Here is a 13,820-nt window from a genome sequence, read left to right as displayed (position 1 = left end):
GGGCCTCTACGTGGTGGCGGGCGGACCAGTCGATGCCCTGGCTGGGCCGGTCATGCACCGCCCTCCACCACACCCGCCGCGGATAGGCCGCGGCGGTGCAGTCCATCACGGCGCGACGTCGGCGCCAGCTGCCCGCGGGCGGACAGGGGGGTGTTCCCGCCCGCGAGCAGCACATTTCCCACGCAGCAGGAGACGTCCATGCCGAAACGGAAGCTGAAACTGACCAAGAGGAACTTCACAGAGGTGATGGCGAACATCCGCGAGCACTCCTCCGAGGACGAGGAGGCCGCCGACGCGTACGTCGCGGCTCTCACGCAGGCGCTGGAGAGTCACGTAGCCGCCAAGCATCCCGGCACCGACGACCTGGTGGCGGACATAGACATGCTGCTTGAGGACATGGCGAACGACGACTTCTTCGACGAGGACGCGCGCGACCCGCGCGACCCCCAGCGCGACTGAGAAACGCAGCACCCGCCCGGGGGCACGCCCCTGGGCCGCGTGACGGGCACGAGACGCCCATCCCATGCAGCACCCCACGCAGCAATCACACACAGGAGCCGTACCAATGCGACTCTACATCGCAGCGCTATTCGTTTGTCTGCTGTCCGCATCCACCGCGCACGGGATGGACATCGCCCCGAGCCTTCATCCTCACGAGGTCGCGGCCGTCCGGAAGGACGTGGACATCGCCGTGAACAACTTGATCAAGATGTACGGCGAGAAATCCGGCCTCAAGCCGGGCCAGCGGCCGTCCGCCGCGGGTATGAAATGCCTGGTCCACTACGCCGCCAACCTCGTGATGACGAAGCATATCGCGAAGGTCACCGACAAGGCTCAGTTGACCCGATGGCGGCAGGCCGCTGAGTTTTACAATCAGAAGTCGTTGAAGGACTGCGACCCCAATGGGGGACCTCCCAACGATGGCCTGGTCCTGATTGTCGTTGCGGCCCAGATGGAGGGCGCCAAGAAGCAGAACGTCAACAAGGTCCAGGACCTCTGGGACGACTTCAAAGAGGCCGCCGGAAAGGCGTTCAGCGGCCAAAGGATTGGCCCGCGTGAAGTCGTGGTCATCGTCGGGGTCGGCTCGCTCATCCTGTTGAAGGAGATGGTCCCCTCGCCGCTGTAGCAGCGCATGGGCAGGGCGCGGCCCCGCTCGGCATCGGCATCGGTGGCCCAGCCACGCCGTAGCCCTCCCTCGCAGTGACGCGGTGACGCGCCCCGGGCTCGGGCGGGTGATGTCCCGAGCACCGTCGCGGAGCAGCAGCACTCTCTCCTCGCACCTGCCGGCGCACCTCCGGCCCGCGGCCTCGGCTCACGCCGAAAGCGCAGTCCAACCCGCAGCACAGGAGCAGCACCAACCTATGTTCTCCCGATTCGTTGCAGTCCTCGCCGTCGTCCTCGCGAGCGTCCCCGCGCTCGCGCAGCAGGTCACGCTTTACGAGCACGGCAAGGTGTTCACCGGCCGCGACGACCGGCCCTTCGTCGAGGCATTCGTGGTGCGCGGAGGGAAGGTCGCCGCGACTGGCAGCACGGCCGACCTTCGGATGCTGTTTCCCACCGCACGCCGGGTGGACCTCCAAGGCCGCACCGTGGTGCCGGGGCTTGTGGACGCGCATAGCCACGTCGCGCCCCTCGGGCACCCGTCGTGGTTCGTCAATGACCCGAGCTTCGCCCCTGGCCCTGGGCCGACGGCTGACGAGGTTGTTGCGCTGGTATCCGCACGCGCAGCGACCGTACCGGCCGGGACGCCCATCCTCGCCATCGTCTCGACGGCTTGGTACGCGACGGCCGGAGAGGACCCACGCGCACTGCTGGACGCCGCGGCGCCGCACCACCCGGTGGTGGGCGTGGACTGGAGCGGGCACGGCAACACCGTCAACAGCACCATGCTCGCCATGGCCGGCTACGTGGACGGCGCGCCCCACCCCTACGGCGGGCGCCTCTCGCGCGACGCCACCGGCCGGCTGACGGGCTACGTCCAGGAGGTGGCCGAGGTTGCCATCTTCAAGGCGCTCGCGGACCTGCTGCCGACAGAGCTCTACGCCGGGGCCTACGCGCAGTACGCCCAGGACGCGCTGGCCCTGGGCTACACCACCACCTGCGACATCCCCTTTGTCCTGAGCGACGAGCGCGCCGCCCAGGTCCATGCGCTCCAGCCGGTCGCCCACTTCCTCCCAGTGTGCATCATCGACACCGAGGGAGAGCAGTGCCATCCGGGCCCGGACGGCACCATCCGTCGGAAGGTGTTCCTCGACGGTGGCCCTGTGGACTGCTCGACGCACGTCACCGTGCCCTACGTGGCGCCCGAGACGTGCCCGGCGGCCAGCGCCCCCTGGCTGGGCCTGGAGGACATCACCGACGCGCAGCTCGACGGTGTGCTGGCGGACGTGCTTTCCCGCGGCGGGCACCTCCTGGTGCATGCGCTGGGCAACGGCGCCGTGGAACAGCTGCTTGGGCGCCTGGAGGCGCATCCCTCCGTGGACTGGAGCAACCGGGTGACGCTCGAGCACGGCGACATGGTGACTCCCGCCCAGGTGGCCCGGGTGGCGGCGCTCGGTATCCCCGTGGTCCAGAACCCCACGCACATTCCCGCGCTGCTGCCCCTCTTCCCGCTGCGCTACGAGGCCTCGCTGTACGCCGAAGCCCAGCCGCTCCGCTCGCTGGTGACGGCGGGCATCCCGCTCGCCTTCGGCTCAGACACCTTTGGCAGCCCCACCAGCCCCTGGGTGGACGTCATGCTGGCGGTGGCACACCCGGGTCGCCCGTCAGAGGGCATCACTGTGGCCGAGGCCGTGACGGCGTACACCCGGACGGCGGCGCGGGTGCGCGGCATCCCCGGCGGATATCTCGCTGCGGGCCAGCCGGCGACGTTCGCAGTGCTTTCGCAGGACGTCTTCACGGCCCCGCTTGAGGCGCTGCCCCTCACCTCGTCGGTGCTGACGGTGGTGGACGGAGTAACGCGCTGGAGCACCGGCGCGCTGTCCACGCCCTGAGCCACCTTCCCTCGCAGTTGCCATGCGCGCGGGCAGTGCAGCTCAGGCCGCCCGCGCTGTTGTTCCTCCCAAATTCCCCGAGGTGCACCATGACGTGTGAGACGACGGCCCAGCACATCGCCAAGGGCCACGAGGAAATCGACCGGCTGGAGAAGGCAGGTGACGTTGCCGCCCTCGCGCGCATCGCGCGGCGCGTGGCGCCTCTCATCGCAGTAGGCGAGAGCCACGGGTGGAATGGTGTCGAGAACGCGAAGGACTTGGCCACGTTCCTCAAGGACGAGCTCGGCGCCCTGGTGAAGCTCCGTGCCGGCACCACCCCGGCGCCCCCGCCCGATATGTGGCCCACGCTGACCGCCTTCACCTTGGAGATGCGCCGGCTGCTGGACAAGCACCGCCCCCGCAAGGGTGGCCGCGAAGGCTGGGTGCGAGACGCGCCCGCCACCCTTCTCCGTCGCGTCCGCGAGGAGGCCAACGAACTGGCCAACGCGCTCGCAACCGGAGCCACGCCGGCCGTCGTGATGGCCGAGGCAGCCGACGTGGCCAACCTCGCGATGATGGTCGCCGACGCCTACGCCCACCAGCGCGCACGCATGACGCCCACGCCCGCGGTGCCGGCGCTCATCGAAGGACCGATTGACGAGCCCTCCGCGACGCTCGAGCTACATGCCGAGCACTGCACGCCGGACGAGTGCAGGTACGGCGAGGGCCAGGCCTGCACCATGTGGCATGACCCGGCGCTGGAAGGGATGCCGCCCCAGCGTGTCCCGGTCATGCTGCAGGACAAGGTCCGCATGCTGGCGGACGGCACGCCGCAAATCCTCGTGGCTGGCGTCTGGAGCCCGTGGCTGTCCCGCGAGGCGACGGCCCTTGCCCAGGCCCTGGCCGACGCCCTGCGCCTCCTCGACGTCTCCGCCCGCGCGCTGTCCCAGGCCGTCCTCCACGCCGCGCAACTCGGCGCCGAGGACATGCGCGAGCAGGCGGCGACCGACCTGGAGGAGCAGTGGATCGTCAAGGACGACGCCGAGCAGCGCCTGAAGGACTCGCTCGTCCAGGGCCTGCGCGCCCTGCCCCTGCTCGGGAAGGCGGTGCGCCGTGGGTAAGTACGCCGCCGGCACGAAGGTATCCGTCTCCAAGACGGAAGCCGAAATCAAGGACCTGCTCCGCAGCCGCGGGGCCACCCGCACCGCGTTCGCCGAGGAGGAGGGCCGCGCGGTGGTGCTCTTCGACCTGAAGGACAGGCGCGTCCGCTTCACCATGCCGCTGCCCCTCCCCGTCCACCGCAGCTTCACCCACGACGGGCGCGGCACGAAGCGGACCCCGGCCGCCGCCACCCGTGCCTGGGAGCAGGCCTGCCGCGAGAAGTGGCGGGCCCTCTTCCTCACCATGAAGGCCAAGTTCGTGAGCGTGGACAGCCAGGTCGAGACGTTCGAGGAGGCATTCCTCGCGCACATCGTCACGCCCGATGGGAAGACGGTGGGGCAGCACGCGCTGCCCGCCGTCGCCGAGGCGTACCGCACGGGCACCATGCCCCCGCTGCTGCCTTCCGGGGAGGTGAACCGTGGCTGAACCGACCGTCTACCAGTACCGGCTGCGCACGCCGAAGGGCGCTTGGCTCGCGGACGTCATCCTGCGCAGCGACGGCTTCTTCGCCACGGTCTCCGACTGGGGGAACTACGCATTCCGGTGGACGAGTCCTGGGCGTCCCTTCCGGGAGTTCGTCGCTGGGCTGGAAACGTCCCCTGACTACGTGTGCAGCAAGTTGGAGAAGCGCGACTGGTGGGACGCCCGCGCCACGCTGAAATCCATCCGCGAGCACATCATTGAGTACCGGCGTGACGGCTCGTACTCGAAGGAGGAGGCGAAGGAGGCGTGGGAATCCGTCGTGGAGGCTCTCGGCTGCTGGAGCCGCCGCGAGGCGCGCTCCGTTGACGAGATGGATATCGGCCAGTTCATGGCGTGGTGCGCGGAGACGAAGGTCGAGATGCCATACGAGTTCGGCCGGTACGACTACCCGCCCGATGTGCGGAGCTTCGCCCGCGAGGTGATGCCAGCCCTGGCCACCGCCATCCGCGAGCAACTCAAGGCCGAGGCTGCGCCTGCCACGGGGAGCGAGGCGGCCCGTGGGTGAGCCCCTCACCGTGAAGAGCGCGCCGCCCAGGAAGACGCGCATCCGCGACCTCGTCAACGTCTACAGCGAGAAGTCCTGCCGCGTTTGGCTCGCACTCGACCGGCGCACGCTGGACCTGGTGGAGGCCGATTCGCTGGGCAAGCCGATGGACGTGGGCGCCCCTCCTGAATGGCTGGCCTACGAGCTGGAGGACGGCTGGGACAACCTCGTGGGCTATCCATACCGCGACGAGGGCCGCATCGCGTGGGCACTGGGGCACGGCATCGCCCCCGGCCAGCCTTTCCTCGTCGAGGTGGACCCGCCCCACTACAGCAAGCACTGGACGGACTGCGGCTACGAGTACGACACGGACTACAGCTCCGAGCTCATCCGCGTGGCGCCGCTGCCTCCGGAGGACGCGGCCAGGCGCTGGGAGGTGTGGCTCTGGTGGGCGGCGCTGGACCGCGACGCGCGTGAGCGCGCCGACGCAGCCCAGAGGGCGACGGCGGAAGCACAGCGCGCGCTCGCCCTCACGGACCCGTCCGCGCTCTACCTGACGTCGGACGTCTATTCGACGCGCGGCGACTGGGACTACCTGCCGAGCGGCTGGCGCGTCTACCTCAACAGCGCCCACCTGCAGCTGGGGAGCCGCGTGCTTGTGTACGGCGAGGACGACGGCGGCGACCATGCGAAGGCGTGGGCCATGCTTCTGGAGCGCGCGGCCAAGGTGCTGCCCAACGTGCGGCCGGAGTACCTCCGTGCGCTGCCGTGGCACCGTCCGCACGTCAGCCGTCAGGAAGGCGTCCGGTGAGCGCGCTGCTCTTCGCCTTGGTGGATGCGTGCTGGCACCTCGAACTCGCCCATCTCTGCCGGATGATGGCGTGCCGCCAGAGACTCGGCGTGCCCGTTGGGCACCACGCCGTGCGCGCTGCGGCGGCCGTGGAGCGAATCGGCTGGTGGCGCAGCCTCTGGCCGCTGGGAGGCGTGCCGTGCTCCGTCACACCCTGACCAACGCGCTCGAGGACCTGCGCCACCGGGTGTCCGCCGGCAGCCCCAGCCTGACGGTGGCGCTCCGGTACGTGAAGCTGAAGGACCGCGCCCGCGTCGAGTTGGACAAGCTGCTCGACGCCGTCCGCTTCGAGGTGGAGCGCGAGCGCCTGGCGTTCCCCTTCGCCGGCCGCGAGTCCCGGGTGCCGCCCCGGGCGCTGGTGAACTGGCGCGAGGCGTCCAAGGCCGTAGCCCACTGCGAGGGGCCGCGCTCCTCGGGAGGCCTCGGCCTCAGTGCCTGGGAGGACGTCGGCGGGCTGACGCGGCTGGAGACGGTGGGCCTGCTGACGTTGGCCCTGGAGCGCCTGGAGCGCACGCCCGAGGTGGGCCCGGGGACGCTCTTCCCAGGGCTCACCTCACCCGGGAGCCGATAAAACTGCACGCGTTGCGCAGGCCGCCAACACAGCGCCGCTGACGGCGGAATCCAGCAGAGACATACACACCATCGCCAGACGTCGCCGAGCATCGCCACGCATCGTTGAGAGCCGCCAATCCCACACACTCCGATACGCGACTTTGCGTGTCCGGCACTGTCGTTGACAGAGCTGGGTGCAGGGGCTACGTCTGGCTCACCGGCACCACGAATACCTCACGTCAGGTCACCTGCGGCATGTCTCGCCGTGTGGTGCACCGTCCGTCTCGTTGTTCGTGGCTCCGGGAGAGATGTGTCTTTTCTGGAGGCGCATACATGACGCCGTGCAAGCCGAGCAGTCTCACCATCAACGACGTGGTCGTGAACCAGGACAGCAACGGGCGCTACTGCCTCAACGACCTGCACCGCGCTGCGGGGTTGGAAAAGCGCCACCAGCCGTCCAACTTCCTGGCCATTGGCCCCACCCAGGAACTCATTGCCACGCTTGAGTCCGAAGACCGTTCCTGTCCTGGCAGGAACGGTCCGGTCGAGAGCATCCGCGGTGGGCCCGCCCAGGGAACCTACGTCTGCCGCGAACTCGTCTACGCGTACGCCGCCTGGGTGTCCCCTGCCTTCCACCTGCGCGTGCTGCGCACCTTCGACGCGGTGCTGACGGGGCAGCCCTCGGCGTCTCCGGCTGATCCGCCGCGCACCCTTCCCTCGCCCACCGAGGAGAAGGTAGCCGGCCACGGCGCCGTCCTCACGGCACTGAAGGCCGTTCCGGGCCTCCGCTCTGGCATCGCCGCGTCGATGATGCTCGACGCCATCCACGCCGACACGGGGCTCACCGTCGAGCCCTATCGCAAGGCGCTGCCTCCCGGCGAGGGCCCGGCCAGCTCGCTCAACGCGACGGCCGTGGGGAAGGCACTGGGCGTCTCCTCGAAGGCCGCCAACCTGCGACTCAAGGATGCCGGGCTCCAGACGAAAAACGAGCGCGACGAGTGGGAGTTGACGCCCGCCGGCGCGAAGTATGGCGAGGCCATTCCCTACACGCGCGGCAGTCATTCCGGGTACCAGGTGCTCTGGAAACCCGAGGCGGTTGACTACCTGCGCTCGCTGGAGAAGAAGGCGTAACGAGGAAGGCGCCTCGCCCCCGCTACCCCTCCAGAACCAGCCAGTCCCCGCGGCAGGTGGCGCACTCGCGCCTGGTGAGCCCCGGTAGCGCCACCGTGGTGGTGATGCGCGCCTCATAGGGCGAGCAGCGGCCACAGCCCTCCTCTCGAGTGCGCACCGGGAGGGTGCGTTCGTGCGGCGGGAGACGGAGCATCTTGAGCCACTCCTCGACCCAGCCCGCGTTGACCTTGAGGTCCAGCGTGTGCTCCGGGCCCTCGACCACCAGGTTGTGCTGGACGGCCAACCAGTACAATCGGAACAGGTCTGTGACGGCCTTGAGCCCCGGCCCGCGCGTGGATGCCTCGCGGCCCAGCCGCTCCAGGTGCTGTTTCAATTCCTCACGTGTCACGGGCTGAGAGTGCCACGGGGCAGCAGGTGGCGCGAGCAGACGGCCGTGCCCACCTTCCCGGCAGGAGGACCCATGCCCTGCTCCCGCCTGCCCGTCGTCCGCCAGCACCTCACCGCCGCCGCCGTGTCCCTCTTCGCGGAGGCAGCCCAGGCCGACGGTGTGCCACCTGCCCGGGTGCAGCGTGTGGCCCTCCTGGTGGACGAGGCCCTCGCCGAGCTCGACGCACCAGCGCAACTGGTGGACGTGCGCGGACCGGTGCCCGAGGACTGGCCGGCGCCGAGGTAACAACCGGCGCGCCCACCGTCCTACTGACGTGAGCCCTGCCGCCTACCGCTGCCCAGGGTGCGGCGCCCAGCTCGAGCGCCGCGGTGCCCTCCTCCACTGCCCGGCCGACGCTGCCCACCCGCTGGACCGGTTTGACCGCGCGTACCAGGCCGGCCGTCACGGGCGCCTCGAGCCCGCGTCTCGGTCGGCCTCCCCCTCATGGCGTGCAGCCCTGGCCCAGAAGACGGGCGAGGACGAGTAGTCGGCCGCCCGTCAATCCCTCTCGGGTGGGATTCGCGGGCACCCCTGCCTCACATAGCGTCGGGCCGCCGTCACCCACTCAAACGCCGATTAGCGATACCGCTATTGACATCAGTAGTGATATCGCTATTCTACTCCTCAGACGACGGCATGGCGCCGCGTCGCAAGCGGGGGTCACCATGTCGAGTGAGCGTGTCGTTGAGGCCAACTACCCGGGGTTCTGCTCGGCGTGTCGAACGAGGTATCCCGCCGGCACGGAGGTGAAGAAGGGCCCCACCGGCAAGTGGGACCACGCAGAGTGCCCGGCGCCGGCGCCGGCACCAGCCGTCCAGGCCAGCCAGCGCCCCGCGGCCCGGCACGACGCCCTCTACAACGAGGGCCGCGCGGGCGGCGGGTACAACCCGCACCAGCGCGCCGACAACGAGGTCCGCGCGGACGAACTGGAGCGCGACGGCCGCGTCGTGGCATTTGGGGGCGGCCACCGGCTGACGGTGCTGGGCCTCCGCGCGGACTGCCTCACCGGCTCTGCGGCCCAGGTGCAGTGGGCCCGGGAAATCCGCGCCAACGAGGTGCGTGGAGTACTCGAAAGCCTCGCCGCGAAGGGGCACGGCCGGGCGGTGACGGAGGCTGACGTCCTGGGACTTGCGGGGGCGATTCAGACGGTGCTGCTGCTGCCGGCGACGCAAGAGGCACAGTGGTGGATTGACCGTCGGCCGCAACGCGGCGACGCGCTGGGGGCCGCGCTGCGTGACCAGGTCCGGCAGGTGTTCAACCCAAAGCAGGCTCCGCCCGAGCACCTGCGCTGCACCATCGAGCCGCTGGCGCTCTAGGATGGCGCGCGTGAACAAGACGACAAAGGCAAGGAGCCGCACCCCGAAGGGTACCGTTGTCCGCCAACTGCCCGTCCGACTCACGGCGCGAGCTGACAGCGCCGTCCAGTTCCTCGCCGCGAAGCTGAGCGAGGAACCCAGGCACCCTGCCCTGGAAGCGTTGCTCGATGGGGAGGAGTACGCCGCCTCGGCGTCGGGAGCGCTGAACCTGGGCGTCGAGGCGGTGGCAAAGGTGCTTGGCTGGAAGCCTCCCAGCGAGGACAAGACATGACGCCCCTCTCGGAGCTCGTCGCCGAGGTGCTGTCCGCGCTTCGCGTCGCGCCGGCCGGTCTGGAGTTAGTGCCGTTCCGGGAGCGCGCCGAGTTAACGGCCCAGGCGACATGGGGCGAGTCGCTGGTGCTGTCGGCGCCACCCCTCGTCAACATGGCGGGGCTGGCGCTGGCCGGGCGCAAGGGGCTCTCCGCCCACCAGGTGCGGCCGGCCGCTGCTGCGCACGTTGCCGCGACGGACCTGCACTCCCTGCCCGACTCCCCGCCGGAGCTGCTCCGCCGGCCGTGGCTGCTGGAGGTGCGGAGGCCCAGCGCTGGCGAGCGCCTCTTCGGCTCCACCTTTGCCCTCGGTGGGTACATGCTGGAGGGCACCCACTACCTCATCGGGCTCACCGCGTCTGGTGCGGCCAACGTCGCCCCGTGGCGCCCTCAGTGGACGGGCGAGGACCTAGCGGAGGGGACGCAGCAGGAGCGTTCTCCGCTAATTGACGACGTTGGCGAGCACCAGCAGTGGGCCCGCGACGCCGCCCGGTTTGCCGTGGTGTACGCGCTCCTCTGCGAGGCCGAGGGCTCACCGCTGCGCGTGGACGAGGCGCGCAAGCGCGACGCCGTGGGGCCCCTCCCGGTGCGCAACGTCTACCTGGACGGGGCGCTGGGTGGCTCCGGGAGCACAGCATCGCCACGTGGCACGGAGGTTCCAGGCCGCGTCCCCGAGGAGCGCCCGGTGCGCGGCCACCTCAAGCGCCAGCGCCACGGGCCCGGCCACGCGCTGACGAAGTGGGTGTACGTGTCGGGGTACTCGGCGTGGCGGTGGGTGGCCCCTCCCGCATAGTCGCTGGTACGCCGCGTGCTCTGCGCCTCGGGCATGACCAGGAATCAGAGGGTGGCGCTCGCGCAGCGCCTGGGGGCGGCGGAGGCAGAGCTGCAGGCGGCAGTCGCGGGGCTGGATGGGAGTCCGGAGGCGAGGACGCGGTACGCGCGGGCGCGCGCCGAGCATCAGGCGGCCGAGGCGTGTGCGGCGGAGGCGCTTCGCGGGCGCTGCCTCGTCCTTCGCGTGAGGCAGCGCCATCCCCCTGTGCCACGGCGTGAAACACCTACCGTGGCCGCGGGTAAGCAACAGCGGCGACTCCGGGACTACTTGCCGGGCCGCCAGGCCATGACGATGGGATCGTCAGGCAACTCTCGCTGAAACGCCAACGCCTTCCCATGCAGGCACTCCGGCAACTGGGAGCAGGCGTCGTAAGCGTGGTTTCGATCCGCAGCGGGAAGCGCCCACCGCTTGTCACAATCAGACCCATCCTCATGGCATCGGGGCTTCCACACCTCCCCGTGCGTTTCAACGTGATGGCCTGACACCGCAAAGACGCATTGGGAGAAGGCCTCTTGGAGCGATGCGACAGCGTTTCCGGGGTGGACGGGGATGATGTAAAGGGGTACGTGGGACAAGGAGTCCTCCAGTTGGGGTTGGTGGAACGCAACCTGAGTGGGTGCGCCCCTAACCTCCCCCTATACGCAGCCCCGGTCCCCGGACTGCGGCCCGCCCCGGTGCCCTGGAGCGGGCCGCGTCACGTCACCAGCCGAACGTGTAGCGGACGCCCGCGGGGCGTCTGAGGGACCGTGGCCGGCGCCGTCGGGAGCGCGGTCGCGATGCCCTTGGCGGCGAACGAGCGCGACGCGGCCCGACAGGAGGCGACGGAGAATGAGGCGCCCGGCGAGGGGCTGCACCGAGGCGATTACTCGGGCTTGTCCTGCCACAGACCCAAGCGAGGACAGCACGCCGTAGACATGCTCCGTCATCAGGACTCGCCCCATGAGAACGGTCATCAGGACCATGGGGTGCTCAGGGGGCTCTAGAGCAGCAGCGCCCCAGCGCTCAACGAAGCCAGGTCCATCAGCGACACTGGACCGGGTTCTGCGCACGTTGTTGAGGGACTTGCCGTAGAAGTCCCCCACTTTATCCTCGATGCGACGCGACAACTGCTGCCGAGCAGACTCGGCGATGGACGCGGGGAACCGGGGCGACTTAGATTCCCAGACATGACACCTACAAACTCCGTCACCGACGTGTCCACGTTTTCCCGTTGGATTGAGAACAGCACTGGCACCGAATGGCAGGTGATTCGCTGCCGCAAGGCCTACATCGATGTTCCGGGGAAAAAAATGGCCGAGTGGGCGGAAATGACTGAGCGCTTCAAGGTAGACCTTGAGAATGACCTCGGCCAACCCCTGGATGTCACGGTGCGTGAGCTGTTGGCCAAATTCACGCTCGTCAGAGGGGACTTCACCGTGCGGCGGGGACTCACGGCGCCTCCGAAGGGCGAGTAGCGCTACCCCTCCAGCACCCGCCAGTCCTCGTTGCACACCGTGCACGCGCGACGTGTAAGCCCCGACAAGGCCACCAGCGTGTAGATGCCGGCCGCGTTGGGCGGGCACCGGCAACGCTCCTCCCGCGGACGCACTGGCAGGGTGTTCTCGTGCGGCGGGAGGCGGGGCATCTTCAGCCCCTCCTCCACCCAGGACGCGTTGACCTTGAGGTCCAGCGTGTGCTCCGGGCCGTCCACCACCAGGTTGTGCTGGACGGCCAGCCAGTAGAGGCGAAACAGGTCAGTGACGGCCTTGAGCCCCGGCCCGCGCGTCGTTGCTTCGCGGCCCAGTGCTTCCAGGTGTTGCTTCAGCTCCTCGCGTGTCACGGGCGCGGAGAGTGCCACGGCCCGGCAGGTGGCGCGAGCAGACGGCCGTTCCCGACCTTCCCGGAAGGAGGCCCCATGCCCTGCTCCCGCCTGCCCGTTGTCCGCCAGCACCTCACCGCCGCCGCCGTCTCCCTCTTCGCCGAGGCGGCCCAGGCCGACGGTGTGCCGCCTGCCCGCGTTCAGCGCGTGGCCATGCTGGTGGACGAGGCCCTCGCCGAGCTCGACGCGCCCGCGGCCCCGGTGGACGTGCGTGGCCCGGTCCCCGAGGACTGCACCTCCGGCGCGCCATCACCCCAGCGAGGTAGGCAGCCACGTTGACGCCCACGCCCAGCGTGCGGGAGGCTGGGCGGCATGTTTATCCCGCTGTGGTTCATTGCGGTCGTCGTAGCCCTACTCGTAGCCCGGAGTATGTTCGTCGGGTGGGCTGAACACATCGAAGAGAGGACCATTCGCGACAGCTGGCGGAAGCTCCCGCGTGTCAGGCGAGCCGAGATACTTAGAGCCCGCGAGCGGATTCACCGCGGCGCGCTGAAGGAGATTGCCACCTTCGACACGTTCACGGATGTGCAACTGGACCAAGCATTTGAAAATGCATATCGCAACGCCAAGATTGGCGAGCCATGGGCTCTGCGATTTCTGTATGAGCAGGTGCAGATTCACAAAGGAATGCAGAAGGCGAGCCCAGTAAGCCCGCTTACTGGCCCTGGAGCCTCGCCCATTGCGGCCAAGGACGAAGAGTGGATTCCCGCCGACGACACATAGCCCCAAGCATCTCCTTAGCGGTAGAATCATCTACCGCTGGGCGCGCGTCTGGCCCGTAAGGAATCGCTGCGGACCAGGAAGGTTTCCAGCCAAGGCGAACACAGAAGCACCACGCCGAGCTCGACGCGCCAGTGGCCCCGGTGAACGCGCGCGGCCCGGTGCCCGAAGACTGGTACACGGCGAGGTAACAACCCGGGCGCCTCGCGTCCTACTGGCGTGAGCCCTACCGCCTACCGTTGCCCCGGCTGCGGCGCTCAGCTCGAGCGCGCCGGCACCGTCCTCCGCTGTCTCAACGAGCGCGCCCACCCGGGAGACCGCTCCACCCGGGCCTACCGAGCCGGCCCCAACGGGCGGCTCGTGCCCGCGTCCCGCGCCGCAACGCCCGCTTGGCGTGCCGCCGTCGCCAGGATGACGGGGGAGTCCGAGTAGGTCCCTGCCCAGCCCGGCTGGTACGCCTCGTGCTCTGCGCCCAGTCCATGAACAGGAACCAGAGGGTGGCGCTCGCGCAGCGCCTCGGGGCTGCGGAGCAGGAACTGCAGGCGGCGGTGGCGGGACTGGACGGGAGTCCTGCAGCAAGGACGAAATACGCGAGAGCGCTCGCGGAGCACCATGCGGCGGAGGCGTGCGCGGTGCAGGCCATGCACGCGCGGACAGGGCGCCCAGGCCAGCGCCCGCCGAGAAGCCGGGCCCCTGCCCTACCATCTCACGCCCGCTGACACCCCT

The 13,820-nt window shown here is 69.6% G+C and carries 18 protein-coding genes; 16 read left to right on the top strand and 2 right to left on the bottom strand.

Annotated features, from left to right (window positions below; all coding sequences use genetic code 11):
- Positions 1-198: 198 nt before the first annotated feature.
- The 9 genes from VZL07_RS32080 (at position 199) to VZL07_RS32040 (ending at position 7,633) form a co-directional block, all read left to right on the top strand.
- Positions 199-459 (top strand): hypothetical protein, encoded by a 261-nt coding sequence (locus VZL07_RS32080; RefSeq protein ID WP_426751758.1) that lies wholly within the window; start codon positions 199-201, stop codon positions 457-459.
- A 106-nt stretch (positions 460-565) separates the two neighbouring features.
- A complete protein-coding gene (locus VZL07_RS32075; RefSeq protein WP_426751757.1) occupies positions 566-1,126 on the top strand; it encodes a hypothetical protein in 561 nt (186 codons plus the stop codon).
- Between the two features lie 235 nt (positions 1,127-1,361).
- The gene (locus VZL07_RS32070; RefSeq protein ID WP_426751756.1) at positions 1,362-2,993 is read left to right on the top strand and encodes an amidohydrolase; all 1,632 of its coding nucleotides are present in this window, start codon (positions 1,362-1,364) and stop codon (positions 2,991-2,993) included.
- Positions 2,994-3,082: 89 nt separating this feature from the next.
- Positions 3,083-4,093: a hypothetical protein gene (locus VZL07_RS32065; RefSeq protein ID WP_426751755.1), complete on the top strand. Its 1,011-nt coding sequence runs from the start codon at positions 3,083-3,085 to the stop codon at positions 4,091-4,093.
- Positions 4,086-4,559, top strand: coding sequence for a hypothetical protein (locus VZL07_RS32060; protein WP_426751754.1), 474 nt, complete (start codon positions 4,086-4,088; stop codon positions 4,557-4,559). The genes VZL07_RS32065 and VZL07_RS32060 overlap by 8 nt, the downstream gene beginning before the upstream one ends.
- Complete coding sequence (locus VZL07_RS32055) at positions 4,552-5,121, top strand: hypothetical protein (protein WP_426751753.1); 570 nt, start codon at positions 4,552-4,554, stop codon at positions 5,119-5,121. Before VZL07_RS32060 ends, VZL07_RS32055 begins: the two co-directional genes overlap by 8 nt.
- Positions 5,114-5,911, top strand: coding sequence for a hypothetical protein (locus VZL07_RS32050; RefSeq protein ID WP_426751752.1), 798 nt, complete (start codon positions 5,114-5,116; stop codon positions 5,909-5,911). The genes VZL07_RS32055 and VZL07_RS32050 overlap by 8 nt, the downstream gene beginning before the upstream one ends.
- 178 nt (positions 5,912-6,089) lie before the next feature.
- Positions 6,090-6,521, top strand: coding sequence for a hypothetical protein (locus VZL07_RS32045; RefSeq protein ID WP_426751751.1), 432 nt, complete (start codon positions 6,090-6,092; stop codon positions 6,519-6,521).
- 314 nt (positions 6,522-6,835) lie between these two features.
- Positions 6,836-7,633, top strand: coding sequence for a KilA-N domain-containing protein (locus tag VZL07_RS32040; protein ID WP_426751750.1), 798 nt, complete (start codon positions 6,836-6,838; stop codon positions 7,631-7,633).
- Positions 7,634-7,655: 22 nt separating this feature from the next.
- Here the strand turns inward: VZL07_RS32040 and VZL07_RS32035 are convergent, their stop codons facing one another.
- Positions 7,656-8,021, bottom strand: coding sequence for a hypothetical protein (locus tag VZL07_RS32035; RefSeq protein WP_426751749.1), 366 nt, complete (start codon positions 8,019-8,021; stop codon positions 7,656-7,658).
- A gap of 72 nt (positions 8,022-8,093) precedes the next feature.
- Between VZL07_RS32035 and VZL07_RS32030 the strand changes: the two genes are divergently transcribed.
- The 5 genes from VZL07_RS32030 (at position 8,094) to VZL07_RS32010 (ending at position 11,970) form a co-directional block, all read left to right on the top strand.
- Positions 8,094-8,306, top strand: a complete 213-nt coding sequence (locus VZL07_RS32030) for a hypothetical protein (protein ID WP_426751748.1) — start codon at positions 8,094-8,096, stop codon at positions 8,304-8,306.
- A gap of 419 nt (positions 8,307-8,725) precedes the next feature.
- A complete protein-coding gene (locus tag VZL07_RS32025; RefSeq protein ID WP_426751747.1) occupies positions 8,726-9,376 on the top strand; it encodes a hypothetical protein in 651 nt (216 codons plus the stop codon).
- A gap of 10 nt (positions 9,377-9,386) precedes the next feature.
- Positions 9,387-9,647 carry a hypothetical protein gene (locus VZL07_RS32020; RefSeq protein WP_426751746.1) on the top strand — a complete coding sequence of 87 codons (261 nt, stop codon included), beginning with the start codon at positions 9,387-9,389 and terminating at the stop codon, positions 9,645-9,647.
- A complete protein-coding gene (locus VZL07_RS32015) occupies positions 9,644-10,477 on the top strand; it encodes a hypothetical protein (protein ID WP_426751745.1) in 834 nt (277 codons plus the stop codon). The genes VZL07_RS32020 and VZL07_RS32015 overlap by 4 nt, the downstream gene beginning before the upstream one ends.
- A gap of 1,205 nt (positions 10,478-11,682) precedes the next feature.
- Positions 11,683-11,970: a hypothetical protein gene (locus VZL07_RS32010; protein ID WP_426751744.1), complete on the top strand. Its 288-nt coding sequence runs from the start codon at positions 11,683-11,685 to the stop codon at positions 11,968-11,970.
- A gap of 2 nt (positions 11,971-11,972) precedes the next feature.
- On the opposite strand, the gene VZL07_RS32005 is transcribed toward VZL07_RS32010, so the two are convergent.
- Positions 11,973-12,353 carry a hypothetical protein gene (locus tag VZL07_RS32005; protein ID WP_426751743.1) on the bottom strand — a complete coding sequence of 127 codons (381 nt, stop codon included), beginning with the start codon at positions 12,351-12,353 and terminating at the stop codon, positions 11,973-11,975.
- A gap of 57 nt (positions 12,354-12,410) precedes the next feature.
- Between VZL07_RS32005 and VZL07_RS32000 the strand changes: the two genes are divergently transcribed.
- On the top strand, positions 12,411-12,653 hold the full coding sequence (locus VZL07_RS32000) for a hypothetical protein (protein WP_426751742.1): 243 nt from the start codon (positions 12,411-12,413) through the stop codon (positions 12,651-12,653).
- Between the two features lie 33 nt (positions 12,654-12,686).
- Positions 12,687-13,097 (top strand): hypothetical protein, encoded by a 411-nt coding sequence (locus tag VZL07_RS31995; RefSeq protein WP_426751741.1) that lies wholly within the window; start codon positions 12,687-12,689, stop codon positions 13,095-13,097.
- Positions 13,098-13,820 lie beyond the last annotated feature (723 nt).

Source organism: Pseudomyxococcus flavus, from assembly GCF_050038885.1.
Taxonomy (GTDB): Bacteria; Myxococcota; Myxococcia; order Myxococcales; family Myxococcaceae; genus Myxococcus; species Myxococcus flavus.
The sequence above is the reverse complement of the archived record's forward strand: the minus strand, read 5'-3'. Positions and strand labels throughout refer to the sequence as shown.